Consider the following 25,079-nt stretch of genomic DNA (forward strand, 5'->3'; position numbering starts at 1 on the left):
CCGCCTGCTCTCGCGTTCATATGCTCGTCAATTGCCGTCCTTGGCCGCGATGACCTTTTGCAGATCTTCGAGTTCCTCGCAGCCGCTCGGACAAAGTTGCTTCAGCGATGACACCTGCTCCTCCGCCTTCGCCATATCGCCCGTCTCGACATAGAGTTCGCCGAGATATTCACGCGCTGCCCTGTGATCGGGCTGCAGCTCTAGCGCCTTGGTGTAGTAGGTCAGCGACGTTCTGTAGTCGCCGGTCTTGCGCAGCGTATATCCCATCAGATTATAGACATCCGCCTGCTGGTTGTCTTCGGCAAGACCGCGAAGCTCTGCCAACGCACCAGCATAGTCCTTGGCATCGATCTTGGCGCGCGCCGAGGTCAGGTCGGGAGCGTCTGTCGATTGCATGTTGTCGACGGCAAAGGCGGGAAGCGCCGTCACCGCGGAGAAGCCTGCGGATATAGCGCAAAGCCAGATGTATCCGAGAATTGCATATTTCGTCATGGTGATCTCCTTTCGGCCTTTCAGGCCTGGATTGTCGGCGTGAAGCCATAGGCGCTTCCGTCCTTGACAAAGGTGCCGGAGCCAGGGAATGGAAAATGTGAGCCGCAAATCGCGATATTGTCGGCAATGATGCGGTCGATAAGACGGCGGCGAGTGTCGATGGCCGTCGGCCCATCCTGGTCGTAGCTGCCTTGCCACTCAGGATGGGGTGCGAGCAGCGCCGGCACATACATGATATCGGCCGAGACGAGCAGTTGCTTGCTGCCGGAGGCGACAAGATAGGTCGAATGGCCGGGCGTGTGGCCGGGCGCGGCGACAAGCTGCACGCCGGGTGCGACTTCGGCACCATCGGCGACGAGCTTCCAGTTCTTCCATTTCGGAAAGACCTCAGCGATACGCTTGCCTGCCGGTTTGCGGCCTTCGGCGAGCTTTTCGACGCGGCCGGGCGCGGTCCACCAATTGTATTCGTCGGCATTGACGATGAGCTCGGCATTCGGGAAGATGGGATTGTTGGTGCCCTTTTCCATCAGTCCCCAGACATGGTCGGGATGGAAATGCGAGATCATGATCGTATCGATCTTCTTGTAGTCGATCCCCGCCGCGGCCATGTTCGCTGGCAGATGGGTGGCATTTTCCTGCCACTGGCCGACGCCCGAGCCGGCATCCATCATGATCAGGCGGTTACCGAGCTTCAGGACCACGACGGTCAGCGGGATCGGCATGAACTCGGTGGTAAGCCCGGCCTTCGATAGCGCCTCCTTGGTATCCTCGATCGAGGCATTCTTGATGAAGGCCGGGTCATGCGGCTTTCTCCAGATGCCGTCGTAGATTGCCGTAGCCTCGATATCGCCGACCTTGTATTTATAGAAGCCGACCGCCGGCTCCAGTGGTGTTGCAGCAAATGCCGGCATGACGAATTCAAGCTTCGACGACAGCCCGAATGCTGCCGCCGCAGCAGCCGACCCCAGGACGGCGCGACGTGACATGGTAAACATGATATGTCTCCTCTTGTTGATGGCATTTCTGGTGGCGAAGACGGCTATTGCTCAGATGTCCTCGCTGACAAACTAGATCGCCGGCGGGGCACGCTTATTCCCGATCTTGGGTGTTATTTCTTCAAGCGATTGAAAAACAAGCGTGATTTCTATCGCGTGCGACCAGCATCCCGCTGCATGCAGAAAAATCGGCGCCGACGTGGAATAAAACCGCGTGCCGATCGGTCTAGACGGCAAGGACCGCATTGCATGCCTGCCGGTCTCACGCCTAGATTCTGCTGCTGTTGAGGCAGGGAGGATGATGACAAACGCTCAGATCACCTATCCCGTCGGTTCGACCGATTGGATGCTGCTGTTGGCCCGGCACGCGTCAGGGACCCGCATTCGGCCATCACCGCTAGCGGTGTTTCTCGGCGGCGTGGGCCGACTATTGCACCTCATGGTCTCGGAAAAATCGAGCAGCGATCCGATCGCTTCGACGGCGGATGCGACCATGCAGCGCGAGTTCATGCAGCGCTTTCAGGACATGATCGTTCCGCATCTTGACGCGGCCTATAATTTTGCCCGCTTCCTCAGCCGCGACGCAGATGCCGCACAGGATATTGTTCAGGAAGCGTTCCTGCGCGCCTACCGCAATTTCGAAACCTATCGTGGCGGCGATCCGCGCGCCTGGCTCTTTGCCATTGTGAGGAACTGCTGCCACGTCTGGCGCAAGCAGGATCGCCGCAAAGCGCGGTTCGAGCAGCCTATGGGCAATGACGGTTACGCTGACCCTGATGAAGGTGGTGAGTATCAGATCGCCTCGGAGGAGGATTCGCCGGAGACAGAAACGATCCGGCGAAGCGAGCAGCAGCGCGTGCGCGCCGTTATCAGCCGGCTGCCGGAGGCGATGCGGGAAATTCTTGTCTTGCGCGAGCTTGAGGATCTCTCCTACCGGCAGATCGCCGAGATCATCGATGCGCCGATTGGCACTGTCATGTCGCGGCTTGCCAGGGCGCGGCGTGACTTTGGCGAAGCCTGGGATGCATGCAACAAGAGCGAGACCGCAGGATGAGTGAAGCCCAACGGAAAGGCTGCCCGGAATGGCGCGTCATGCTGCACGGCTTTGTCGATGGCGAACTGGATTCCGCCCATGCAGCGCAGTTCGAGGATCATCTTGCCAGCTGCGCGCATTGCAGGGCGGAGATGGAAAGGGTCCGTGCCGTGAGAGAGATCATCGATCAGGATGGCGTCAAGTGGCGTCCGCCGGAGGCACTGCGATCGCAGGTCCTGTCGATGCTGTCATTCGAACAGGCAGCGGCGGCGTCCAGCCTGCCCCCGCCGCGCCAGGCGCCTGTCTGGCACCGCGTCTTGGATTTCATTCGGAAATGGAGCTTCGTGCCTTCGCTCGCGGTCCTGGCGGCAGGCACCATCCTATTTGTCAACGCGCCGTCGCAGACTGTGCTTTTGCAGGACCAGATCATGGCAAGCCATGTCAGGTCGATGATGGCCGATCATCTGACCGATGTGCTGACCTCGGATCAGCATACAGTAAAACCTTGGTTCAACGGCAAGGTCGATTTTTCGCCGCCGGTCAGCGATCTCGCCAAGGATGGCTTTCCGCTGGTCGGCGGACGTGTCGACTATATCGGTGATCGCGCCGTTGCGGCCCTCGTCTACCGGCGCCATGGCCACGTCATCAACCTGTTCATCTGGCCGACGGCATCGGCCGCGCAGACGACGACGGTGCACGACGGCTACAACATGAAGCAATGGTCGGATGGCGGGCTCGTGTTCTGGGCGATTTCGGATGTCGCCGCGGGCGACCTGGCCGAGTTCGAGTCCGTCTTCAGGGCGGCGGCGAGAGCATGATGCCTAAAAGTGTGAGCGGTTTTCAGATGACATCACGCTCCAGTTTTTAATGATCTAAAGCAAGCTCGCCCCGACATTGATCGCAAGCGCCAGGATCGTCGTGTTGAACAGGAACGACAGCACCGCATGCAGCAGCGTCAGCTTGCGCATGCTGGTCGAACTGACCGCGACATCCGCCGTCTGAGCGGCAACGCCGATGGTGAAGGAGAAATAGAGGAAATCCCAGTAGCCGGGCTCCTCGATTCCATCAGGAAACTTGAGGCCGCCTTCTTCGTCCGAACCACCATAGAAATAGTGGGCATAATGAATGGTGAAAAGCGTGTGCAGGAAGATCCAGGAGATCAGGATCGTCAGCACCGCGACACCTGCCCGTGCCAGCGCGACATCAGGTGCCGCCTCCTTGATCGAATGAAGCTCGAGACCGATGCCGGCGATGCTGGCAAGTGCCGCACCGATCGAAAGAGCCAAGAGGACGGTGTCGGAGAAATCGAGATCCGCGGAGCGTTTCCGGATGCTTTCAACCGTCGCCCGCAACATCTTGCGCCAAGTGAGCGCGACAAAAACGCCGGCGCTGACATTCCAGCCGAACAGGATGTTGCCGGCGCTGACCTCACGCGAGGTCACAGCCAAGAAGACCACCAGTCCGGCAAGGGCGGCGATGATGAAGCTCGCATGCTTATAGGCAAATGCCGTGAGCGAATTTGCTCGTTCCTCATCCGCCATATCGGTCTCCGACAGCATATGCCCTTGATAACAGCACGAAAAAGGCGCGCCTGCCAGCCGGCAGCCGCGCCTTCGATTGCATGCCGTGCCTTATCAGGCGGCGGCGAACTGCAGTTCCTTCTGCACCATGGTGCGCAACGTTCCGAGATCCTTGGCGAAGGCGCGGATGCCTTCGGCGAGTTTTTCGGTCGCCATCGCGTCTTCGTTCATCATCCAGCGGAAGGTCTTCTCGTCGACCGAGACCTTCGGGTCCGGCTTGCGGCTCTCCGGCGACAGCTTGCGGTCCAGCTTGCCTTCATCTTTGGCGAGCTCGTCGAGCAGGTTGGGGCTGATGGTCAGGCGGTCGCAGCCGGCAAGGGCTTCGATTTCGCCGGCGCTGCGGAAGGAGGCGCCCATGACGATCGTCTTGATGTCGTTGGTCTTGTAATAGTTGTAGATTTCACGGACGGAGATGACGCCCGGATCTTCCTCAGGGGCGAACTCCTTGCCGGTCGACTTCTTGTACCAGTCGAGGATGCGGCCGACGAAGGGCGAGATCAGGAACACCTTGGCGTCGGCGCAGGCGATCGCCTGGGCCTTGCTGAAGAGAAGCGTCAGGTTGCAGTCGATGCCTTCCTTCTGCAGCACTTCCGCGGCGCGGATGCCTTCCCAGGTGGAAGCGAGCTTGATGAGGATGCGGTCCTGACCGATGCCGCGATCCTTGTAGGCGGCAATGATTGCGCGCGCCTTGGCAAGCGAAGCCTCGGTATCGAAGGACAGGTCGGCATCGACCTCGGTCGAGACGCGGCCCGGGACGAGCTTCACTAGGGCTGCACCGACGGAGATGGCAAGACGATCGGCGACGGCAGAAGAAACGGCTTTGGGATTGCCGCCCTGCTTCTTGCCCCAGGCGACGGCTTCCTTGACGGCGTCGGCAAACATCGGCGTGCCGAGAGCCTTGAGCACGATGCTGGGGTTTGTCGTGCAATCCACAGGCTTCAGGCGGGCGACGGCTTCGATGTCGCCGGTATCGGCGACCACGGTGGTAATCTCACGGAGTTGGTCAAGCTTGGATGTCATGGTCAATAATCCTTGTTGAACTTGGGCTGCGACCGGCGCGCGTTCCGCCGGGCAAGGTGATCTACCGACAGGTAGTTTGCATGCTGCAGGCGAAAAGGCGCGCATCCGTTACGGATGATTCATAAACGTGAAGGACAGTGGCCCTGTTCCGGCCGCGAACGAACGGCAGCTCAAACGCAAGCGATGCCGCTTGCGGCTGGAGGGCCAGTCGTGACTTTCGGTATGCCCGCACTATGTCCTCCTCGGACGGACAAGAACGACGTATGTCACCCGGACTATCGCCATTTGCCCTACGAAAAGTCAAGGACATTTGTGCATTTCAATTGACATAAGTGTCACACCCGTCATTATCCCCGGCAACAAGGGCGTCGCTAAGGCCTTTCATCCCATGAGGGATCTAGGGCACGAAATCGTGCGGAGGAGATGTGGTCAAGCTCAAACGCGGTACGCACACGGCCTATTCGGAGGCATCCTCGCTGCGGCTAAGGGCGGCATGGCTCTATTACAACGAGGGTCTGACCCAGAAGGATGTCGCCGAACAGCTCGGCATCAGCCGCACCACCGTCATCCGCCTGCTCGACGAGGCGATGAAACGCAGCGAAGTCCAGATCTGGATCAACGATCCGATTGGCGACTGCGTTGAACTTTCGGTGAAGCTGGAGCATGCCTTTGGCCTCGACGAGGCGATCGTCGTCCCTGCGCCGGTCAATGGCGACGTCAATTCACTGGCTAAAAATGTCGGCCTGGCGCTTGGCCAGTTCCTCTCAGAAGCGATCCCGAACGACTACACCATCGGCGTCGGCTGGGGCCGCACCATGACCGCCTCGCTGTCGAGCTTCCGGCCGCCGCGCCGCGCCAATTGCAAGGTCGTCTCGCTGCTCGGCGGTATCGTCGCCGTGCATCAGACGAACCCGATCGATTACACATGGCGACTGGCAAACCAGCTCGGTGCCGAATGCTACATGTTCCTGGCGCCGCTTCTCGTCGATTCCATCGAGACCAAGCGCAATCTGATCGAAAAATGCGGGCTGGACACGATTTATCGTCTCGCCGAGAACCTCGATCTGGCGATCGTCAGTTGCGGCGATATCGGCCCGCATTCGACCTCGCTGTCGGAAGGCTGGATATCGAAGGCCGAGTTGCAGGAGTTGATCGATGCCGGCTGCGTCTGCGACACGATGTTCAACTTCCTCGACAAGGACGGCAATTCGGTCGACCATTCGATCAACCGCCGCGTCATGTCCGTCGACCTCGACACGCTGAAGGAGGCAAAGCACATCGTGCTTTCCTCCGGCGGCGCCCATCGGGCCGTGGCGATCCGTGCGACGATCAAGCGCATCGGCTGCAACACGCTGATCACCGACGAAAGTGCCGCACGCGCGTTGCTGGAATTGGCGGAGACATAACGGCTTGACTCTTCTCACCAGCGGGGGTCCGAAGGACGGGTCGAGACCCGTGGCTCGACCTCGGTCGGTGCCGGCAGGCGGCTGGGGGAGCGAGCGGTCGCAGCGATAAGCGGCGAATGACCCACCGCTTCGCTCCACAAACCCGCTCAGGCGTGCGCCGATTCCCAGCCGAGCATCGCCCGTTTGCGGGTGAGGCCCCAATGGTAGCCCGTCAGCGCGCCATTCTTACCGAGCGCCCGATGGCAAGGCACCACGAAGGAGATCGGGTTTGCCCCGACCGCCGCACCCACGGCGCGCTGCGCCGTCGGCCGGCCGATATCGTTGGCTATATCGGAATAGGTGACGGCCTTGCCGAACGGGATTTTCAGCAGGCTCTGCCAGACGCGCACCTGAAAATCCGTACCGATCAGCACGACACGCAGCGGCTGGTCGCAGGACCATTTGCCGGGCTCGAAGATGCGGGCGGCATAGGGAACCGTCGCCTGCAGGTCTTCGACATAACAGGCGTTTGGCCAGCGGCAGGTCATATCCTCGAGGCAGGCCCGCTCGTCGCCGGAATCGCTGAAGGCAAGGCCGGCAAGGCCCCGGTCGGTCACCATGATCAGCGCCACGCCGAAGGGGCAGATGTGGAAGCCGTAGCGGATGGTGAGACCACCGCCCTTCGCCTTCCATTCGCCGGGTGACATCGCCTCATGCGTGACGAAAAGGTCGTGCAGGCGGCTCGGCCCGGAGAGGCCGACCTCGATCGAGGTCTCGAGCAGCGGCATGTCTTCCTTGCGCAGCAGTCGCTTGGCGTGGTCGAGCGTCACCGCCTGCAGGAAGCCCTTGGGCGATAGCCCAGCCCAGCGGGTGAAGGTCTTCTGCAGCTGGGTCGGCGACTGGTTGAGCCGCGCAGCGATCGTTTCCAGCGAAGGCTGGTCGCGGTAATCCTCGGTGATGAGTTCGATTACCCGACGGACAATGTCATAATCAGGGCCGTCAGGCGTGATGTCTGTCTGCGGGTTGGCAATCATATTCATCGTCTTTCTCCTTGTAACAAGGAGATAGTCAATAGGGGGTGAGCAAACCACCCGTTTCTTGCGCGGTCGCTGGATAGAGCAATGCCAGGAAAAGTGCGAAGCGGTTTTCCGTCCGGAATTGCGTAAAAACAAAAGTTAGAGCGGTTCTGCGCTTCCGTGAAAAGCTGAACCGCTCTAGCTCAGATCCGCTGCTTGACCGTCGCCAGTGCTCCCTTGAAGGCTTTGGCGAAGCTTTCGCGATCGTCGGGATTGAGGAAGGAGCCGATATCCGTACGCCGGCCCTCGCCGAAGATATGCATGGAAAGGATGCCGATCTCCTGGTGCCGGCGAACGAGGAAGCGCGCCCAGAACGGATTGAAATGATGCTCCACCATCCGTCCCGATGGCGCAAACTTACGCACCGACACATCCGTGCGCGACACCGTCACCTGTTCGCGCGCTTTCCCGGAGCGGTAATTCAGCCAGAATGCGCCGTAGAGAAGCACGAAATCCAGTCCGAAGAAGAAGCCGATCGGCCAGGCCCCCGTCGCGATGAAGAACATGCCGTAAAGCAAGCAGATGGCACCGGATAGGGCAAGCAACACCTTGAAGCCCCGGCGGCCGAGCGACCGGTGGGGAAAGAGCTCGGCGGCGAAAACAGGCTGCTCGTTGAAGCTGTCGGCGTTGCTTTCCATCATGGCTGCTGAGTATAGAGTTTCCATGGCAAATCCGAAACTCAAATCCGTTAACAAGATGCCTCAGGACACGAAAGTGATCGTCCGCCGCAAACCGCCAGCCGCGGTGCGCACGGCCTATTCCCAGGCCGAGCGCGAGGAGATCTTCCGCCGCTTCTCGGTGCAGCGGCCGGAGCCGAGGGGCGAACTCGAGCACACCAACCCCTTCACGCTCGTCGTCGCCGTGGCACTTTCGGCGCAAGCGACCGATGTTGGCGTCAACAAGGCGACGCGCGCGCTCTTCAGGGTTGCCGATACGCCGGAAAAGATGCTCTATCTCGGCGAGGAGCGGCTGCGCGATTACATCAGAACGATCGGCCTTTACCGCAACAAGGCGAAAAACGTTATCGCGCTCTCGCAGATGCTGGTCGACCAATTCGGCGGCAAGGTGCCGGAGACGCGCGACGAACTGGTGAAATTGCCGGGCGTCGGCCGCAAGACGGCCAATGTCGTGCTTTCCATGGCCTTCGGCCAGGCGACGATGGCCGTCGATACGCACATCTTCCGAATCGCCAATCGCATCAGGCTTGCCCCCGGCAAGACGCCCGACGAGGTCGAGGCGCGGCTGATGAAGGTGATCCCCAGCCACTACCTCTATCACGCCCATCACTGGCTGATCCTGCATGGCCGTTACACCTGCAAGGCGCGCCGGCCCGAATGCGAGCGTTGTATCATTGCCGATCTCTGCAAATCACCGGAGAAGAGTTGGGATGTGCCGGCTCCGCTGGTCGAGCTACCGCCGCAGGTGATCGGCGAGGCCGTCGAGTAGGACAGCGATCGCCTGCTCGTAATGCAGCCTTTCCGCGCCCGCCTCGATCGCGATCGCCGCGCGATCGAAGGCTGCCGATAGCAGCGACGTCAGCGGTTCGAGCATAGCGCCGGCCTCCGGAAGCATAGCTGCAAGCCCTGCCCGCAGCGTCGCTTGCGCATTCTCTGCATCGATCGTCGCGCTCGCCGGCGGGCCGAGCACGGCAGGTGCCTCGATCAGCAGTAGCCGCGTGCGCCCTTGCGCCATCATTGCATCGAAATAGGCCGAGGCGCCGGCAATCAGCCCGGCACGCGGCGCGTCGTAGCACGCCGAGCGCGCCTCGATCTCCTCGGCCACCGCTTTCGCCTCGCATTCGATGACTGCGCGAAAAAGCGCCCTCTTGTCTTCAAAATGATGATAGAGCGCGCCACGCGTTACCCCAGCCGCCGCAACGATCTCCGGCGTCGAGGTTTCGGGATAACCTTTCTCGACGAAGAGACGTCGACCGGCATCGATCAGCGCCTGTCTCGTCTGTTCCGTTCTCTCGCGATTGCTGCGGCTCATACATCCTCTTTACATACAAACAGAATGTATGTTAATACCCAAAAACATACAGATTGTATGCAAATAAAAGGAGGAAAGAGATGAAAGCGACGAGCTATTATCCGGTCATCATGACCGACGACGTCGCCGGCACCGCCAGCTTCTATTGCACGCATTTCGGCTTTAAAGCTCTGTTCGAGAGCGACTGGTATGTACACCTGCAATCGGCAGAGGAGGAGCATATCTCGCTTGCCGTCCTTGACGGCGGCCACGAAACCATTCCGGCCATAGCCCGCGGCAGGGTGTCCGGCCTGCTCCTCAATTTTGAGGTCGCCGATGTCGATGCGATCTGTGCAGCCTGCCGGAGCGCCGGCCTGCCAATTCTGAGAGAAATCCGCGACGAGGATTTCGGCCAGCGGCATTTCATCACCGCCGATCCGAACGGCGTGCTGATCGACATCATCAAGCTGATCCCGCCAAGCGCCGAATTCGCGGCGATGTACGAGGCCTCCGCCCTGCCCGGTTGAGCCTCAGGCTCGCAACCCGGTGTCCCGTGCGGAAATCAGCTTGTGCAGATGCACCATCATGCCGGCTGCGAAAAGGGGCGTCAGAAGATTGACGATCGGGATGGCCAGAAAGAGGGCGATTACCAGCCCGCCGAGAAAGACGGTGGAGGCATGCTTGGCGCGGAAGAGCCGCGCCTCATCCGGCGAACGGAAGCGCATGGCGGCGAATTCGAAGAATTCCCGTCCGAGCAGATAGCCGTTCACCAGAAAGAACGCGACCAGATTGACGCCGGGGATAAACAGCAGCAACAATGCCACGATATTGCCGAGGATCACCACGCCGAGGAACTTGATCGAACTCGCCATCGCCGGACCGAGCGGCATGGCGGTGCCCGGCGCATCCTTGGGATAGTCGCGCTTTTCGATGACATCGGCGACATCGTCGAGAAACAGGCCGGCGATCAGCGCCGTGACCGGCGACAGCAGCAGCGCCAGCATCAACGCAAGGCCGATACCGGCCAGGATCGCGAAGAGGAAAGCGAGCCATCCCGCCCAATCCGGCAGATCGGGAAAAAAACCCGTGAGCCAGGGAAAGAGGAAGATCATGAAGGCCCCGCGCAGCACGAACCAGAGGCCGACGAGCACGAGAATCGTCAGGCCGAGTACCTTCCAGAAGACAGAACGCGTTTCCGATGCGAACAAATTGGCGAGCGATAGTCGAGCGGCGTCAAGAATCATGTCCCAGGCGTCTCCGGTTGCGCCGAAGATGTAGGAAGGGTGGAGGCCATCGGCAAGAGAGAATAAAATTGCATTCTGTAATAGAAAACTTGTCGAAAACTGAATGCTAATATAATATTGTGAGGCATCTAAAAATACGCATGGGCCTGAGAAGCAGCTTCCGAGAATAGTTGCAAAGACAAGGGGGCGAGAAAGCGCACCCACGGAACGCCTCTGAGGGGAGACGGGGGAGGCTAACGTGGAAGACTTTGTGCACAAACTCAGGCAATACGCAAAAACCGGCACGCCGGCCGAACGCCGTATCGCGAAATATTTCACCGAACACCTGAACGACCTGCCGTTCGAGACGGCTGCGTCTGTCGCCGACAGGCTGGATCTTTCGCCGATGACCGTCGGGCGCTTCCTGCGCGCGCTTGGCTATCAGGGATTGGACAGCGTCAAGGTGGAGATTCGCGAGACCGTGACAGCATCGCCGGCGCAATTGCAAAGCGCCATGAGCGAGCTGCATGCGGACGCCGCGGCGGGCAAACCGCTCGCTGTGCTGGTTGCCGAACAGATCCAGGCCCTCCATCATATCTATCATCTGACGGCGCAGCCGCACTGGTCGGAAGCCGTCAGTTTGATCAGCACTGCCCGCGAAGTGTCGATCGCCACGCATGCGCGGCTCTCGAGCCTGGCCAATCATTTCTGCCAGCGGCTGACGCAAGCTCGCGACGGCGTGCACACGCTCGACGCCGCCGACAACCGTTTCGCGGAACTTTTCGCCCGACTGGCAGTCGACGACGCGCTGCTTGTCATCATTGACTGTCGCCGCTTCGCCAAGGCGCGGCTGCTGGCCAGAACGGCGCGGCGCTACGGCTATAAGGTCGTGCTCATTTCACCGCAGCAAGCGGACTGGATGGCGGACCAGTCGAACGTCATGCTGCCCTTGCCGCCCGCTCGCGCCCCCGATCTCGACAATCTTCCGCCGCTGATCGCGCTGCTCGATTGCCTGTCGGAATCCGTCATCCTCCAAGTCGGAGAGGAGGCCGCACTTCGCCGCCGCCGCATGATGGAATTCGCGACCGTCCTCGGCGAGACGGTAAACCATTAATTTGAACGGTTATACGCAGATTCAATGTGATGGAGCGTCCTTAGAGCGTCGCTTTATTGCATCGTTTCCAATTCGGCGCGGTGCCGGTGCATGGCGAGAAGACGGCGGTAGTCGCGGTCGTAGAGCGCCTGCTTCGCTTTGTCGGGAAGTCGTTCGTCGCCGCCCGGATACATCGCTTCCCCGGCCGCCGCCAGATCCTTGTACAAGCCGCAGGAGACGGATGCTGCGATCGCCGTGCCAAGCAGCACCGCCTCGTTCATCTTCGGCATCACAACCTTGCAGCCGGTTGCATCGCTATAAAGCTCCATCAGCACCGGGTTCTTCACATGCCCGCCGGCAATATGCAGCGTATCGGGCATGTAGCCGTATTCCTTCATCATTTCCAGGATATGGCGGATGCCGAGCGCAATCCCCACTGCAGAGCGCCAATAGAGTGCGCAGAGCCCGTCGAAGGACGTGTCGAGCGTCAGCCCGCTGACAACGCCGACGGCATGCGGATCAGCGAGCGGCGAACGGTTGCCGTGGAAATCCGGCAGCACGAAGATCCGCGCACCGAAGTCATCGCCCTCCTCGGCCCGCAATTCGGCGATGCGCGCGACGATCTTCTGATGCAGCGCTGCCGTCGGCTCGCCACCGGCCGCATGCATGCGCACGATGTGGTCGAGCAACGCGCCGGTCGCCGATTGCCCGGCCTCCACCAGCCAGGACTGCGGGAAGACAGCCTCGTAATAGGGACCCCACATGCCATGGCTCGGCTTGCGTTCCCGCGAGAAGGTAACGATGCAACTCGACGTGCCGGCAATCAGCGCCAGTTGGTGCTCGCGTTTGACAGGATCGGCGGCGTAGCCGCCGAGCGCGCCAAGTGCGCCGGCATAGGCGTCGATCATCCCGGCAGCGACATGGCAGTCCGTCGTCAGACCCAGTGCTTCCGCCGCTTCCTGCGTCAGCCGGCCGACGCTGTCTCCGACGGGCGTGGTCTCATCCGGCAGATGACCGCGCGCCTGAAGATCCTCGAGACCGATCCGTTCGAGGAAATCCTGCTGCCAGCCCTCTTCGAGATGGGCGAGATAGTTCCATTTCGCCGTCAGCGTGCAGCGTGAACGGGCGGGCGATCCGGTCGATTTCCACGTCATGAAATCAGCGAGATCGAAGAAATAGCCAGCCTTTTCCCATGTGGCCGGCAGCTTCTTCTTCAGCCACATCAACTTCGGCATCTCCATTTCCGGCGACATCACGTGGCCGGAATGTTCGAGCACCCTGTGCTGCGTCGCCGTGCAAAAATCGGCTTCCTTCAGCGCCCGATGATCGAGCCAGACGATCGTGTCGAAACGCCTCTCCCCGCCTGTGGAAACGCTGAGCTGCCGGCCCTCGAGGTCACGGACGACGAGCGAACAGGTGGCGTCGAAACCGATCGCTCTGACCGAGGCGGCGGCGATGCCGGATTGCTCCATCGCCCTGCGCACTGCCGTGCAGGCGGCCGACCAGATATCTTCGGAATCATGCTCGGCATGGTTTTCGCGCGGCCGGTTCATCACGATCGGATGCTCGGCCTTGGCGAGCAGTCGGCCGCGTGCATCGAAGACGCCGGCGCGCGCACTGCCCGTGCCGATATCCACCGCAACCACATGATCACGCATCAAGTCTTGGTCCCGTCCAGCTTATGGTTGCGGACAAGGTGTATCAAATCCGGCATGGCGTCAAACACCACTTCCGGCGAAAGGCGGTCGAGTTCGGCACGGTATCCGGCGAAGTTGGCGTGTGATCCGCCGGTGAAGGCGAAGACCGTCATGCCTGCCGCCTTGGCGGCGGCAACGCCGGCCGGGCTGTCTTCAACGACAAGGCAATGAGCCGGCTCGACCTGCATTTCACGCGCCGCATGCAGGAAGAGATCGGGTGCCGGTTTGCCGCGCTTGACCATCGTCGCGCTGAAGATATCGGGCAGCTTGTCGAGAAGCCCGGTCACCGACAGCGACAGCCGGATTCGCTCCATCTGGCTGGACGAGGCAACGCAACAGGGAACGCCAAGCCCGTCGATGGCCGCGGCGATACCCTCGATCGGCTTCAGTTCTGTGCGAAAACGGGCGTAAAGATCGGTGCGGATGCGCTCGAGGAATTCCTCGCCGGCATGAACGTTGAATTCGGTCTCCAGCGTATCGATGAGAGTAGACAGGCTGCGGCCGAGAAAACGCTCATAAGCCTGGTCTTCGGTGATCGAGACGCCGAGATCGTTCATCGCCCCGACGAGCACACTGATCGAGATCGGCTCGCTGTCAACGAGTACGCCATCGCAATCGAAGATGACCAGCCGTGTTTCAGCATCAGCCATGGAAGACCCAACCTGAGTTCAAATCGCACGTGTTACCGTCCCGCGTCGCTCGCAAGGCCGGATGAATGGCGGCAGCAGTTACCGCCATCGGGATTCCTTACACTGCGAGCTTGCCGTCGAGATAGAGCTGCAGCGTCTCCCGCGTGCCCTTTTCCCACAGCGTTTTGAGAGCATGGGCAAAACGCTTGCGGAAAAGTTCGGATTTCGCCACTTCGCCGAAAATATCGTCGAAGACGAGGAAGGCCGACGGGTCGTCCTTGGCTTTCAGCGCTGCCGCATGCAGGCGCTCTGCACTGGCGTCGTTGAAGACGATATCCTTGCCGCTGTCGGTCTTGCCGGCGAAATAGCGGCACCAGAGTGCTGAAACCAGCGCCAGGCCGATGACGTCACCACCCTGACGCAGATTGTCGAGCGTCGACGGCAGGATGAATTTCGGCTGGCGGTTGGAGCCATCCTGCGCCAGCCGCGGAATGGTATCGGCAATCTTCGGATTGAGCAGGCGATGTTCGATCAGCGCGAAATAATCCGTCAGCGACGTGTTCGGCACCGGCGGCACGATCGGGATGATCTCGTCCTTCTCGAGCTTGGCAAGGAAGGCGCGGATCAGCGGATCTTCCATGGAATCATGAACGAAATGAATGTCCATCAGCGCCGCCGGATAGGCGATCGCGGCATGCCCGCCGTTGAGGATGCGGATCTTCATGTGCTCGTAGGGCGTGACATCGGCAACGAAAGTGACGCCGACCTTTTCCAGCGCCGGCCGGCCGGCCGTGAACTTATCCTCGAGCACCCATTGCTTGAATTCTTCGCAATAGACCGGCCAACTGTCCTCGATCTGGAAATTGTCCCGAAGGAAATCGACCTCGCGCTGGCTGGTCGCCGGCGTGATGCGGTCGACCATGCCATTCGGGAAGGCGACGTTCGCCAGGATCCAATCGGCAAAGGCTGGGTCCGAAAGTGCGGCCGTGCCAACGACGGCATTGGCGGTGACGACGCCGTTATGGGGAATGTTGTCGCAGGACATGACGGTGAAGGGACCGATGCCCTTGTGTCTGCGCGCCTTCAGGCCGGCGACGATCAGGCCGAACACCGTCTTCGGCGCGTTGGGATTTTGTCCGTCGGCGGCAATCGCCGGATGGGTCGGATTGAAGGTGCCCGATGCATCGATGAAATAGCCGCCTTCGGTGATCGTCATCGAGACGATGCGGATCTCGGGATCGGCAAGCTTGGCGATGATGGCAGCGGCATCGCCGACCGGCAGGATATCGATCATCGGTGCCGTGACGCGCGCCGCCGTCTTGTTGTTGTCCTGTTCGACCACCGTCGTCAGGAAATCCTGCGCCGCCAGCTTTTCGCGCATGGCGGCATCCGACGGCAGCACACCGGCTCCGACGATCGCCCAGTCGTGATCCATGCCGGCGTTGAAGAGATCGTCGAGATAGATCGCCTGGTGGGCACGGTGGAAATTGCCGACGCCGAAGTGCACGATGCCGGCTTTCAGCGATGCCCTGTCATATCCAGGAATGGCAGCAGTGCGCGCCACATCCGAAAGTGTTGCCAGCGATAATTTGCACGTCATGTTTCAGTCCTCTTGAAGGTCTTGCCGAGACGGCCGGGCGCCATCGTCCGGCTCGCATGCCTGCCCCCACCCGCGGTCCGCTTCAAATGGCAAGACCGCCCTCGTTGAATTTGTGAATACGCGAACGGTCCGGCGTCAGGAAAACCGTGTCTCCCGCTTTGGCCGGGAAGTCGCCGCTGCCGCGCGCCGTCACCATGCCGATGCTATCGGCATCGATATGCAGGAAGGTGTCGGAACCAAGATGTTCGGCGACCACGACCCTGCCCTTCCAGTCGCCGCTCTCCATCGACAACAGCACATGCTCGGGCCGGACGCCGATGGTATGAGCGTTGAGCGCGGCGGCGTGCTGGCCGGTGATGAAGTTCATCTTTGGCGATCCGATGAAGCCGGCGACGAAGAGGTTGCGGGGGCGGCCGTAGAGTTCGAGCGGCGAGCCGACCTGCTCGATATTGCCCCTGTTCAGGACGACGATCTTGTCGGCCATGGTCATCGCCTCGACTTGGTCGTGGGTGACATAGACCATTGTCGTCTTCAACTGCTGATGCAACTCGCTGATTTCAAGGCGCATATTGACGCGCAGCGCCGCATCGAGGTTCGACAGCGGTTCATCGAACAGGAAGGCCGAAGGCTGGCGCACAATGGCGCGGCCGATCGCCACGCGCTGGCGCTGGCCGCCGGAAAGCTGGCGCGGCTTGCGCTCGAGATAGTCGGTGAGGTTGAGCACCCGGGCCGCATCCGTCACCTTACGGTCGATCTCCGCCTTGTTGATGCCGGCCATCTTCAGCGGGAAGGCGATGTTGTTGCGCACGCTCATATGCGGATAAAGCGCATAGGACTGGAACACCATGGCAAGGCCGCGCTCAGACGGCGCCTTTTCGGTGGCGTCCCGGCCGTCGATGACAATCTTGCCGCCCGAGACGTCTTCGAGCCCGGCGATCAGCCTGAGCAGCGTGGACTTGCCGCAGCCCGACGGGCCGACGAAGACGACGAACTCGCCGTCCTTGATGTCGAGATCGATCGACGGGATGACCTTGGCTTCGCCGAAGACCTTGGAAACCTTCTGAAGGGTAATGCTGCCCATGTTTCTCTCCCTTTTATCTTATTTCACAGCGCCGAAGGTCAGGCCGCGGACGAGTTGTTTCTGGCTGAACCAGCCAAGGATCAGGATCGGCGCGATCGCCATCGTCGATGCCGCCGACAGCTTGGCGTAGAACAGGCCCTCGGGGCTGGAATAGGAGGCGATGAAGGCCGTCAGCGGCGCCGCCTTCGAGGCGGTGAGGTTGAGCGTCCAGAACGCCTCGTTCCAGGCAAGGATGATGTTCAAAAGCAGCGTCGAGGCAATGCCGGGCACGGCCATCGGCGTCAGCACGTAGACGATTTCCTTCATCAGCGACGCTCCGTCCATGCGGGCCGCTTCGAGGATCTCGCCGGGGATTTCCTTGAAGTAGGTATAGAGCATCCAGACGATGATCGGCAGGTTGATCAGCGTCAGCACGACCACCAGGCCGGTGCGCGTGTCGAGTAGACCCGAATTGCGGAACATCAGATAGATCGGGATCAGTGCGCCCACAGGTGGCATCATCTTGGTCGACAGCATCCACATCAGCACGTCCTTGGTCCGCTTGGTCGGCGAAAACGCCATCGCCCAGGCGGCCGGAATGGCAATGATCAGGCCGATCAGCGTCGAGCCGAAGGAGATGATCACCGAGTTCATGAAGTGGCTGAGATAGTTCGACCGGCTCTGCACCTCGGCATAGTTTTCCGTCGTCCAGTGGAAGAATAGGAACTGCGGCGGCGAGGCAATGGCGTCGGCTTCCGACTTGAAGCTGGTCAGGAACGTCCACAGGATCGGGAAGAAGATCAGGATACCGAGCGTCCAGGCGATCGCGGTGACGATGAGCTTGCGCTTCGTTGTGACTTTTCTGGCCATCTCAAGCCTCCAGATTCTTGCCGACGAGGCGCACGAGGAAGATCGCGACGATATTGGCGAGGATAACAGCCACGATACCGCCGGCCGATGCCCCGCCGATATCGAACTGCAGCAGCGCCTGGGCATAGACGAGGTAGGTGAGGTTGGTGCTGTCGGTGCCCGGTCCGCCGTTGGTGGTGACGAGGATTTCGGCAAAGACCGAAAGCAGGAAGATCGTCTGGATCAGGATCACCACGGTGATGGCACGCGCCATGTGCGGCAGGATGATGTAGATGAACTTCGAGATCGGACCGGCGCCATCCATTTCGGAGGCTTCCTTCTGCTCCTCGTCGAGCGACTGCAACGCGGTCAACATGATGAGGGTGGCAAAGGGCAGCCACTGCCAGGCGACGATCAGAATGACGGAAAACAGCGGCGCATTCGCCAGCCAATCGATCGGCTGCAAGCCGATCGCCTTGGCAAGATGGGCAAACAACCCGTTGACCGGGTTCATGAACATGTTCTTCCAGACGAGTGCTGCCACCGTCGGCATGACGAAGAACGGCGCGATCACCAGGATGCGCACGATGCCCTGGCCGTACATCGGCTGGTCGAGCAGCAGCGCAAAGGCGATACCACCGATGACGGTGATCAACAGAACGCCGGCCACGAGCAGCAGCGTATTGACCAGCGCGGCGATGAAGGCCGGATCGGATAGGAAATATTCGTAGTTCAGAAAGCCGACGAAGCTCTCCATGCCGGGGCTGAGCAGATTGTAGTTCAGCATCGAGAAATAGATCGTCATCGCAAGTGGGACGATCATCCATGCAAAAAGCAGCAGCACGGAGGGCGCAATCATCAGACGCGCGGAGGAGCGGGTGTGTAAGGTTGCCATGGCAATCACCGATCTGGACTGAAGCGGGGAGCGGCCGCAAGGCAGCTATGTCTGAAAAAAGAGGCCGCCGATGCAGTTCGGGCAATCGGCGGCCCAGAGAGGCGGAATGTCAAGTATCCGCCTCTTGCTCGGGAGGTTCTATTTTATGTAACCGGCCTTGGTCATTTCGCGGGTTGCCAGTTGCTGTGCGCTCTTCAGGGCCTGGTCGACCGAAAGCTGGCCGGCAAGGGCTGCCGAGAACTGCTGACCCACTGCCGTGCCTATGCCCTGGAATTCCGGGATCGCCACGAACTGGACGCCGACATAGGGGACCGGCTTGACGGTCGGCTTGGTCGGGTCGGCCGACTCGATCGAGTCGAGCGTCATCTTGGCGAAGGGAGCCGCCTTCTGGTAGTCCGCATTCGCGTAGAGAGATTTGCGAGTGCCCGGAGGTGCGTTCAGCCAACCTTCCTTCTCGGCGACGAGGTTGCTGTATTCCTTGCTCGTGGCCCAGGCGACGAACTTCTCGGCAGCTTCGGCCTTCTGCGAACCTGCCGGGATGGCAAGGCTCCAGGCCCAGAGCCAGTTGCCGCGCTTGCCGAGGCCCTTGTCCGGGGCGAGCGCGAAGCCGACCTTGTCGGCGACCTGCGACTGCTTCGGATCGGCGACGAAGGAAGCGGCAACCGTTGCGTCGATCCACATGCCGCACTTGCCGGTCTGGAACAGCGCCAGGTTCTCGTTGAAGCCGTTGGAGGAGGCGCCAGGAGGGCCTGCATCCTTCATCAGCTTGACGTAGAAGTCGAGCGTGTCCTTCCATTCCGGCTGATCGAACTGCGGCTTCCACTTCTCGTCGAACCAGCGTGCGCCGAAGGAATTGGACATGGCCGTCAGGAAGGCCATGTTCTCGCCCCAGCCGGCCTTGCCGCGCAGGCAGATGCCGTAGACTTCCTTGTCCTTGTTGGTGATCTTGCGGGCAGCGTCGGCAATGAAGTCCCAGGTCGGCGCGTCCGGCATCTTCAGGCCGGCGGCGTCGAACAGGTCCTTGCGGTACATGACCATCGAGCTTTCGCCGTAGAACGGCGCCGCATAGAGCTTGCCGTCCACGGTCAGGCCGCTGCGGATCGCCGGCAGCAGGTCGTCGACGTCGTAGTTGGCGCCGAGATTGTCGAGCGGCACCAGCCAGCCCTGTTTTGCCCAGATCGGCACTTCATAAGTGCCGATCGTCAAGACGTCGTACTGGCCGCCCTTGGTCGCGATGTCGGTCGTGACCTTCTGGCGCAGCACGTTTTCTTCGAGCGTTACCCATTCAAGGTCGATGCCGGGATTCTTCGCCTTGAAATCATCCGTCAACTTCTGCATCCGGATCATGTCGCCGTTGTTCACGGTCGCGATTGTCAGTGTCTCGGCCGAAGCCATGCCGGCAAACGCCAGTGCTGAGCAGGCGCCCAGCAGAAAAGTTCTCAATGTCATAATCTTCCTCCCAGAAGATGGGGTGTGAGCATTCGCTTCGCTCATGGGCAATTACTCAACAAACGATAAAGAATGTCAATCGGCAATCGTTGCTGCAACGCCGAAGGCAGTAGTGATACCCTTGATTTAAATCGGATATTTTTTGCTCAGCTCTTGAGCAAAAACTCGGCCGTCTCTTCGTCAGTGATCAGAGCATTGATTTGATGACCGACAACGGCGGCCCTGATCGCCTTGAACTTGCGCTTGCCCTTGGCCAGCCCAATGACCATCGATGCATCGCGGGACGGGATCGGGGCAGATGCGACGCGCTCGTTGATCGGGTTGTCGATCAACCTGCCGTCGACATCGAAGATCCAGCCGCAGATTTCGCCGACAGCACCCCCGCGCATCAGTTCCATCATCTCGTCCTTCTCGAGAAAACCATCGACGCAGAGTGGCCCATCGATGCCGAGCTCGCCGATGCCGACGAAGGTGACATCGGCTTGCGCGCTTATATTAAGCGTCGAGCGTACCAGCTGCTGACCATGCAGCAGCTCCCGCTCCTCCGCCGAGGTGACGAGCACCGGCAACGGCATCGGATAGTGCCGCGCCTTCACGGCATCGGCCATGCTGAAGATGACGTTGTAATAGGCGGCCGATCCGTCCGGGGCAATATTGCCGGTCAGCGAAACGATGCGGTGATTGGGACATTCGATCGCCGGAAGCTGGTCGACGGCCGCCTTCAGCGTGCGGCCGGTCCCGATGGCGAGTACGATCGGCTCCGGCCGTTTCAGCCACCGCTCGATCTCGGCCGCGGCCGCCTCGGCAATACCGACCGTCGTCGACGACGACGCGGGATCGCTCGGCACCACCTCCACATGTTTCAGCCCGAATTTCCGACGCAGCTGATTGCCGAGTTCCAGGCAGGCGGCGATCGGATGATCGAGCCGCACCTTGATCAGGCGCTCGGCGACCGCCAGCGACACCAGCCGCTGCGCCGATTGTCGTGAAATGCCCATCGCCGCGGCGATTTCATCCTGCGTGCGCCCGGCGACGTAATAGAGCCAGCCGGCACGCGCCGCATCGTCCAGCCGTGCGGGGGTCTCGGATCTTTTTACCATCTAATGCCTATCGCGCAAAGTGAGCCGGCGGGCCGGCGCCGAACATGATTTGAGTCTGTATCGCGCCAGATCAAAACAAAATTCCGGCAAATGTCGAGCCTATTGCAAAGAGCCTCGCCAAATAACGGCCGTCACTCAAGCAAACTCCGTTTAGGCAAACCATTGCACGACGAGATAGATCGCCGCCTTCACGAGACCGTAAATCACCCCGCCGGCGACGACGAGCGACACGGCCGTCATCACGAAGCCGATGAGCGCGAAGAGACCGTCACGGCCCAATATGCCGAAGGCGAAGACCGAGATCGTGATCGCCGGCAGCATGTTGCCGAGCGGGACCGGCAGCAGCAGCACGATCGCCAGCAGCAGGCATGCCGCCCCTGCAAGATATTCCGCCGGCGGTTCGGCGAAGATCGCAAGCCTTGGTTTCAGCATGCGTTCGGCCCAGGCGAGCCAGCGGTAGATGCGGCCGACAATGGCCTCGAAATCCTCCCGGCGCATCGAACGGTTGGCAATCACCTTCGGTAGCCAGGGTTTCAGCCCAAAGGTCAGTTGCGCTGCCAGGAAGACCAATGGCGCCCCGAGCACGGCCGAGGTGCCCGGCGGCGTAGGAAAGGCGTTCGGAAGCGCGAAGATCAGCATCAACGCGCTGATCGCCCTGTCGCCCATCGTGTCGAACAGATCGCCGATCGAGATCCGTTCGCGGCTTTGATCGGCGGCCATTTGCCGCAAAATGGATGAGAGGCGGCGGCCTTTGGGACGTGGTCTTCGGATGGTACTGTTTTCTCTCGTATCGATGGTCGTGGGTCCGGCAGTTGATGAAAGTGTAGGGCCGGATTCTGGCGATGCAATATGCCAATTGAATGACTTGCGGGGACGGAAACCCGTCCCGCCTATCTGATCTCCCCACTTGTAGGAGAGATGTCCGGCAGAACAGCGGAGGTGCCACACGGCACGACCCTAAACCCGGCGACACCGCCGCCGAATGAGCGCTTGAAATTCCCCGCCAACAATGCAAGCAGACGCGGGAGAGAAACGGCAGAGTGGCAATGATCATTTCATTCGACATCGGCGGCACCGCCATCAAGGGCGGCATCGCTCGTTCCGAGACAGACATCGTTCCCCTCGGCCGCCGCCCGACGCCCAGGGATGATTTTGCCGCTTTCGTCGAGACCCTGCACGACATCATCGCCGAAACCGGCCAACAACCGAACGGCATCGCCCTCTCCATCGCCGGCGTCGTCGATCCCGATACGCAGCGCCTGATCTGCGCCAACATTCCCTGCATCCACGAACGCACGCTTGGCGCCGATCTCGAAGCCGAACTCGGCCTGCCGGTGCTGATCGCCAACGATGCCGACTGTTTCGCGATGGCCGAAGCCGGTCTCGGCGCCGGCCGCGGCCACCGCATCGTCTTCGGCGCCATCCTCGGCACCGGCGTCGGCGGCGGCCTGGTTGCCGACGGGCGCCTCGTCAACGAGGCCGGCGGCTTTGCCGGCGAGTGGGGTCACGGGCCGATCATCGCATCCGCGGCCGGCAACCCGCCCGTCGCCATTCCCGCTTATGCCTGCGGCTGCGGCCAGAGGGGCTGCGTCGACACCGTCGGCGGCGCCCGCGGCCTCGAACGCCTGCACAAGACGCTGCACGATCTCGACCTTGCCAGCGAGGAGATCATCGCTCAGTGGCGCCATGGAGAGGAGAAGGCGACACGGACGATCGACGTCTATGTCGATCTCGTCGCCTCGCCCTTGGCGCTGACGATCAACATCACCGGCGCGACCATCGTGCCTGTCGGCGGTGGGCTTTCCAATGCCGAGCCGCTGCTTGCCGCGCTCGACCACGCGGTGCGCGCCCGCATCCTGCGCAAGCTCGATCGCCCGCTGGTGGTGCGCAGCGAATGCCGCATCGAACCCGGTCTGATCGGCGCGGCACTGCTGGGACTGAAGGCCAAGGCGGACTGAAGCAATTCCGCGAAAAGTGCGAAGCGATCTTCCGTCCGCAGCCATTCCTTAAAGCACCGGCCACATCCGCACGATTGCTGCGAACCGATCCCAGTCCTTGCGCGCCAAAGGCGTCCAGGCAGCCTCGGCGATTGCCGGGAGACGCGGAAAAACCAGCCGGTTGAAATAGGCGCGCGAGACGAAGTTCTCGGTCCAGATACAGGCCTGGATGCCGCGCATCTTCTCCTGCAGCGCCTCCGGCAGCTCGCCCTCGGCCTCGTAAGCATAGGTGTGTTCCGGCGGTGCGTGGCCCGCCCAGCTGGCGCCCGGCTCGGCCCAGGCCTCCGCCTGCGCCATGTCGAGATAATAGGCCTGCCCCGGTGTCATCACCACGTCGTAACCTTCTTGCGCGAGCTCGATGCCGACGGCCGGCTTTTCCCAGGCCATCAGCAGCGTGCCGTCGCGATCGACGCCGCCGCCATGCGAGACCTCGTTCCAACCGGCGAGCTTCTTGCCGCGCTCCGACAGCATGGCTTTGATGCGTTTCAGGAAATAGGATTGCAGCTCGGCAGTGCCGGCAAGTTTCTCCCGCTCCATCAGCACTTTGCAGAGCGGCGAGGAAAGCCAGGAGCCATGCGCCACCTCGTCGCCGCCAATATGAAGATATTCGCCGGGAAACAGCGTCACCATCTCATCGAACACCTTGCCGAGAAATTCATAGGTGAATTCCACCGCCGGATTAAGGGCGTTGTTCGGATAACCCTGCACCGAGCGGTAACTGTCCGGCGCCTCCTGCCCGTCGACGAGTTCGGGCAACGAGAACAGCGTCGCCGTGCTGTGACCCGGAATATCGATTTCCGGCACCACTTCGATATGCAGCGAGGCTGCATGCGCAACGATCCGCCTGGCGTCCTGCTGCGTGTAATGGCCGGAGCGCGTCTCAGCCCCGTCGCCGAGCTGCGGCACGAGCACTTCATCCGGCCCGTGCCGGGCACCGATCTCCGTCAGCGCCGGATAGGCCTTGATCTCCAGCCGCCACGCTTCGTCGTCGGTCAGATGCCAGTGGAAGATGTTGAGCTTGTTCCAGGCGAGAATATCGATCAGCCGCACGACGTCTGCCACCGGATAGAACTGCCTGGACACATCGAGATGGCAGCCGCGCCAGTCATAACGCGGCTGGTCGGCGATTGTGCCGAAATTGGGGAATTTGAAGCGCTCGCGATCGGCGCGGGAGCCGTGCAGCAGTTGCGCCAGGCTGATCAGCCCGTAATGCCGCCCGGCCGTATCCGCACTCGAAAGCACGATCTCATGCGCCGTAAAACGCAATTCGTAAGCAGAGGCGGCGATCGACGATTCGGTAACGAAACGAATGGCCCGCCCGCCTTCGACGGCACTGAGGGAAAACGGCATATTGTCGGCCGGATAGAGCCGCTGGTAAAGCGCAAGAACCAGCGAGAGCGCCTTGACCGCATCGGGCGGCGTCCGCTCGACCGGATGAAGGACGACCGGCAGCTCTCCCGCCTTCAGCCCAAGCGCCAGCGGCCAAGGCAGCAGCGAATAAGGTTCCTCGGCGCGGCCCGGCGGCAGAAGCGGCGGCGCCACGCCAGCATCCCGGCCTTCGAGCATGAGATCGCCGAAACCAACCGGAACGTGGCGTCCGTCGCCAAGTGTCAGATAGGCCGATTTGACGCCTGATGTCATATGTTTCGGCGCCCTGGTCAGCCCCTCGACGGTGAACCGCCAGCGCCCGCCGGGCGGCACGCTCAGCCCTTCGGGCGGCAGGAATTCGTGGAAATGCGCGACCTGCCGCCTGAGGCTGCCGCCGTCGCAGACATGTTTGTCGGCAACCCGCGTCTCTGACGTATAGGCGAGCGAGAAGCCGGACAGCAGCTCTGCCGAAAGATTGAAAAGCGTGAAGGTGAGGCGCCCGAAACTGTCCTCGATCGGGCTCCAGCTTGCTTCCAGATGGTAATCGACCATGGTCGTGCCCTGCCTCGT

The 25,079-nt window shown here is 61.1% G+C and carries 25 protein-coding genes; 7 read left to right on the top strand and 18 right to left on the bottom strand.

The genetic code is table 11. The features are described 5' to 3' along the window. Positions 1-27 precede the first annotated feature (27 nt). Both N2600_RS19460 and N2600_RS19465 read right to left on the bottom strand, forming a co-directional pair. Complete coding sequence (locus N2600_RS19460) at positions 28-492, bottom strand: tetratricopeptide repeat protein (RefSeq protein WP_170282077.1); 465 nt, start codon at positions 490-492, stop codon at positions 28-30. Between the two features lie 20 nt (positions 493-512). Next, the gene (locus N2600_RS19465) at positions 513-1,487 is read right to left on the bottom strand and encodes an MBL fold metallo-hydrolase (RefSeq protein WP_170282078.1); all 975 of its coding nucleotides are present in this window, start codon (positions 1,485-1,487) and stop codon (positions 513-515) included. 298 nt (positions 1,488-1,785) lie between these two features. Between N2600_RS19465 and N2600_RS19470 the strand changes: the two genes are divergently transcribed. Further along, entirely contained in the window at positions 1,786-2,541 is a 756-nt protein-coding gene (locus tag N2600_RS19470; RefSeq protein WP_170282079.1) for a sigma-70 family RNA polymerase sigma factor, read from the top strand. Next, positions 2,538-3,338 (top strand): anti-sigma factor family protein, encoded by an 801-nt coding sequence (locus tag N2600_RS19475; protein WP_170282080.1) that lies wholly within the window; start codon positions 2,538-2,540, stop codon positions 3,336-3,338. The genes N2600_RS19470 and N2600_RS19475 overlap by 4 nt, the downstream gene beginning before the upstream one ends. Before the next feature lie 54 nt (positions 3,339-3,392). On the opposite strand, the gene N2600_RS19480 is transcribed toward N2600_RS19475, so the two are convergent. Both N2600_RS19480 and tal read right to left on the bottom strand, forming a co-directional pair. After that, on the bottom strand, positions 3,393-4,061 hold the full coding sequence (locus N2600_RS19480) for a DUF1345 domain-containing protein (RefSeq protein ID WP_170282081.1): 669 nt from the start codon (positions 4,059-4,061) through the stop codon (positions 3,393-3,395). A gap of 93 nt (positions 4,062-4,154) precedes the next feature. Continuing rightward, positions 4,155-5,120 (bottom strand): transaldolase, encoded by a 966-nt coding sequence (gene tal, locus N2600_RS19485; protein WP_170282082.1) that lies wholly within the window; start codon positions 5,118-5,120, stop codon positions 4,155-4,157. A 425-nt stretch (positions 5,121-5,545) separates the two neighbouring features. Between tal and N2600_RS19490 the strand changes: the two genes are divergently transcribed. Continuing rightward, entirely contained in the window at positions 5,546-6,526 is a 981-nt protein-coding gene (locus N2600_RS19490) for a sugar-binding transcriptional regulator (RefSeq protein WP_260297155.1), read from the top strand. 146 nt (positions 6,527-6,672) lie between these two features. Here the strand turns inward: N2600_RS19490 and N2600_RS19495 are convergent, their stop codons facing one another. Both N2600_RS19495 and N2600_RS19500 read right to left on the bottom strand, forming a co-directional pair. Beyond that, the gene (locus N2600_RS19495; RefSeq protein WP_260297156.1) at positions 6,673-7,545 is read right to left on the bottom strand and encodes a bifunctional helix-turn-helix domain-containing protein/methylated-DNA--[protein]-cysteine S-methyltransferase; all 873 of its coding nucleotides are present in this window, start codon (positions 7,543-7,545) and stop codon (positions 6,673-6,675) included. A gap of 179 nt (positions 7,546-7,724) precedes the next feature. After that, positions 7,725-8,222: a DUF2244 domain-containing protein gene (locus N2600_RS19500; RefSeq protein WP_260298849.1), complete on the bottom strand. Its 498-nt coding sequence runs from the start codon at positions 8,220-8,222 to the stop codon at positions 7,725-7,727. On the opposite strand from N2600_RS19500, the gene nth reads away from it, so the two are divergent. Then, a complete protein-coding gene (nth, locus tag N2600_RS19505) occupies positions 8,221-9,027 on the top strand; it encodes an endonuclease III (RefSeq protein WP_260297157.1) in 807 nt (268 codons plus the stop codon). The genes N2600_RS19500 and nth overlap by 2 nt on opposite strands. Here nth and N2600_RS19510 read toward each other — a convergent pair. Further along, positions 8,992-9,570, bottom strand: coding sequence for a TetR/AcrR family transcriptional regulator (locus tag N2600_RS19510; RefSeq protein WP_170282084.1), 579 nt, complete (start codon positions 9,568-9,570; stop codon positions 8,992-8,994). The genes nth and N2600_RS19510 overlap by 36 nt on opposite strands. 80 nt (positions 9,571-9,650) lie before the next feature. Between N2600_RS19510 and N2600_RS19515 the strand changes: the two genes are divergently transcribed. Then, positions 9,651-10,076 (top strand): VOC family protein, encoded by a 426-nt coding sequence (locus N2600_RS19515; RefSeq protein WP_222294256.1) that lies wholly within the window; start codon positions 9,651-9,653, stop codon positions 10,074-10,076. Positions 10,077-10,079: 3 nt separating this feature from the next. On the opposite strand, the gene N2600_RS19520 is transcribed toward N2600_RS19515, so the two are convergent. Further along, a complete protein-coding gene (locus N2600_RS19520; RefSeq protein ID WP_222294258.1) occupies positions 10,080-10,793 on the bottom strand; it encodes a sulfate transporter family protein in 714 nt (237 codons plus the stop codon). Positions 10,794-11,031: 238 nt separating this feature from the next. Between N2600_RS19520 and N2600_RS19525 the strand changes: the two genes are divergently transcribed. Continuing rightward, entirely contained in the window at positions 11,032-11,886 is an 855-nt protein-coding gene (locus N2600_RS19525; RefSeq protein WP_260109464.1) for a MurR/RpiR family transcriptional regulator, read from the top strand. Between the two features lie 53 nt (positions 11,887-11,939). Here the strand turns inward: N2600_RS19525 and N2600_RS19530 are convergent, their stop codons facing one another. The 9 genes from N2600_RS19530 to N2600_RS19570 form a co-directional block, all read right to left on the bottom strand. Next, a complete protein-coding gene (locus N2600_RS19530) occupies positions 11,940-13,523 on the bottom strand; it encodes an FGGY-family carbohydrate kinase (protein ID WP_260297158.1) in 1,584 nt (527 codons plus the stop codon). Next, positions 13,523-14,212: an HAD family hydrolase gene (locus N2600_RS19535; RefSeq protein WP_017967984.1), complete on the bottom strand. Its 690-nt coding sequence runs from the start codon at positions 14,210-14,212 to the stop codon at positions 13,523-13,525. The genes N2600_RS19530 and N2600_RS19535 overlap by 1 nt, the downstream gene beginning before the upstream one ends. A 97-nt stretch (positions 14,213-14,309) precedes the next feature. Beyond that, positions 14,310-15,791 (bottom strand): mannitol dehydrogenase family protein, encoded by a 1,482-nt coding sequence (locus N2600_RS19540; RefSeq protein ID WP_260297159.1) that lies wholly within the window; start codon positions 15,789-15,791, stop codon positions 14,310-14,312. A gap of 82 nt (positions 15,792-15,873) precedes the next feature. Then, positions 15,874-16,872 (bottom strand): ABC transporter ATP-binding protein, encoded by a 999-nt coding sequence (locus tag N2600_RS19545; protein ID WP_222280346.1) that lies wholly within the window; start codon positions 16,870-16,872, stop codon positions 15,874-15,876. 18 nt (positions 16,873-16,890) lie between these two features. After that, the gene (locus N2600_RS19550; RefSeq protein WP_017967987.1) at positions 16,891-17,721 is read right to left on the bottom strand and encodes a carbohydrate ABC transporter permease; all 831 of its coding nucleotides are present in this window, start codon (positions 17,719-17,721) and stop codon (positions 16,891-16,893) included. 1 nt (position 17,722) lies between these two features. Then, positions 17,723-18,595 (bottom strand): carbohydrate ABC transporter permease, encoded by an 873-nt coding sequence (locus N2600_RS19555; protein ID WP_017967988.1) that lies wholly within the window; start codon positions 18,593-18,595, stop codon positions 17,723-17,725. A 138-nt stretch (positions 18,596-18,733) separates the two neighbouring features. Next, positions 18,734-20,044 (bottom strand): ABC transporter substrate-binding protein, encoded by a 1,311-nt coding sequence (locus N2600_RS19560; protein WP_017967989.1) that lies wholly within the window; start codon positions 20,042-20,044, stop codon positions 18,734-18,736. Between the two features lie 146 nt (positions 20,045-20,190). After that, positions 20,191-21,144: a sugar-binding transcriptional regulator gene (locus N2600_RS19565; protein WP_017967990.1), complete on the bottom strand. Its 954-nt coding sequence runs from the start codon at positions 21,142-21,144 to the stop codon at positions 20,191-20,193. A gap of 150 nt (positions 21,145-21,294) precedes the next feature. After that, positions 21,295-21,864, bottom strand: coding sequence for an exopolysaccharide biosynthesis protein (locus tag N2600_RS19570; protein ID WP_246730980.1), 570 nt, complete (start codon positions 21,862-21,864; stop codon positions 21,295-21,297). A gap of 326 nt (positions 21,865-22,190) precedes the next feature. On the opposite strand from N2600_RS19570, the gene N2600_RS19575 reads away from it, so the two are divergent. Beyond that, a complete protein-coding gene (locus N2600_RS19575; RefSeq protein WP_222384498.1) occupies positions 22,191-23,102 on the top strand; it encodes an ROK family protein in 912 nt (303 codons plus the stop codon). Between the two features lie 48 nt (positions 23,103-23,150). Here N2600_RS19575 and N2600_RS19580 read toward each other — a convergent pair whose 3' ends face one another. Further along, complete coding sequence (locus N2600_RS19580) at positions 23,151-25,061, bottom strand: beta-N-acetylhexosaminidase (RefSeq protein WP_260297160.1); 1,911 nt, start codon at positions 25,059-25,061, stop codon at positions 23,151-23,153. Positions 25,062-25,079: the final 18 nt, after the last annotated feature.

The organism is Rhizobium sp. WSM1274 (assembly GCF_025200775.1).
GTDB lineage: Bacteria > Pseudomonadota > Alphaproteobacteria > Rhizobiales > Rhizobiaceae > Rhizobium > Rhizobium leguminosarum_I.

Coding starts and splice junctions, on each gene's coding strand:
- N2600_RS19460 (WP_170282077.1), bottom strand. CDS start 492: ATGACGAAATATGCAATTCTCGGATACATCTGGCTTTGCGCTATATCC.
- N2600_RS19465 (WP_170282078.1), bottom strand. CDS start 1,487: ATGTTTACCATGTCACGTCGCGCCGTCCTGGGGTCGGCTGCTGCGGCG.
- N2600_RS19470 (WP_170282079.1), top strand. CDS start 1,786: ATGATGACAAACGCTCAGATCACCTATCCCGTCGGTTCGACCGATTGG.
- N2600_RS19475 (WP_170282080.1), top strand. CDS start 2,538: ATGAGTGAAGCCCAACGGAAAGGCTGCCCGGAATGGCGCGTCATGCTG.
- N2600_RS19480 (WP_170282081.1), bottom strand. CDS start 4,061: ATGGCGGATGAGGAACGAGCAAATTCGCTCACGGCATTTGCCTATAAG.
- tal (WP_170282082.1), bottom strand. CDS start 5,120: ATGACATCCAAGCTTGACCAACTCCGTGAGATTACCACCGTGGTCGCC.
- N2600_RS19495 (WP_260297156.1), bottom strand. CDS start 7,545: ATGAATATGATTGCCAACCCGCAGACAGACATCACGCCTGACGGCCCT.
- nth (WP_260297157.1), top strand. CDS start 8,221: ATGGCTGCTGAGTATAGAGTTTCCATGGCAAATCCGAAACTCAAATCC.
- N2600_RS19500 (WP_260298849.1), bottom strand. CDS start 8,222: ATGATGGAAAGCAACGCCGACAGCTTCAACGAGCAGCCTGTTTTCGCC.
- N2600_RS19510 (WP_170282084.1), bottom strand. CDS start 9,570: ATGAGCCGCAGCAATCGCGAGAGAACGGAACAGACGAGACAGGCGCTG.
- N2600_RS19515 (WP_222294256.1), top strand. CDS start 9,651: ATGAAAGCGACGAGCTATTATCCGGTCATCATGACCGACGACGTCGCC.
- N2600_RS19520 (WP_222294258.1), bottom strand. CDS start 10,793: ATGATTCTTGACGCCGCTCGACTATCGCTCGCCAATTTGTTCGCATCG.
- N2600_RS19530 (WP_260297158.1), bottom strand. CDS start 13,523: ATGCGTGATCATGTGGTTGCGGTGGATATCGGCACGGGCAGTGCGCGC.
- N2600_RS19535 (WP_017967984.1), bottom strand. CDS start 14,212: ATGGCTGATGCTGAAACACGGCTGGTCATCTTCGATTGCGATGGCGTA.
- N2600_RS19540 (WP_260297159.1), bottom strand. CDS start 15,791: ATGACGTGCAAATTATCGCTGGCAACACTTTCGGATGTGGCGCGCACT.
- N2600_RS19545 (WP_222280346.1), bottom strand. CDS start 16,872: ATGGGCAGCATTACCCTTCAGAAGGTTTCCAAGGTCTTCGGCGAAGCC.
- N2600_RS19550 (WP_017967987.1), bottom strand. CDS start 17,721: ATGGCCAGAAAAGTCACAACGAAGCGCAAGCTCATCGTCACCGCGATC.
- N2600_RS19555 (WP_017967988.1), bottom strand. CDS start 18,595: ATGGCAACCTTACACACCCGCTCCTCCGCGCGTCTGATGATTGCGCCC.
- N2600_RS19560 (WP_017967989.1), bottom strand. CDS start 20,044: ATGACATTGAGAACTTTTCTGCTGGGCGCCTGCTCAGCACTGGCGTTT.
- N2600_RS19565 (WP_017967990.1), bottom strand. CDS start 21,144: ATGGTAAAAAGATCCGAGACCCCCGCACGGCTGGACGATGCGGCGCGT.
- N2600_RS19570 (WP_246730980.1), bottom strand. CDS start 21,864: ATGGCCGCCGATCAAAGCCGCGAACGGATCTCGATCGGCGATCTGTTC.
- N2600_RS19575 (WP_222384498.1), top strand. CDS start 22,191: ATGATCATTTCATTCGACATCGGCGGCACCGCCATCAAGGGCGGCATC.
- N2600_RS19580 (WP_260297160.1), bottom strand. CDS start 25,061: ATGGTCGATTACCATCTGGAAGCAAGCTGGAGCCCGATCGAGGACAGT.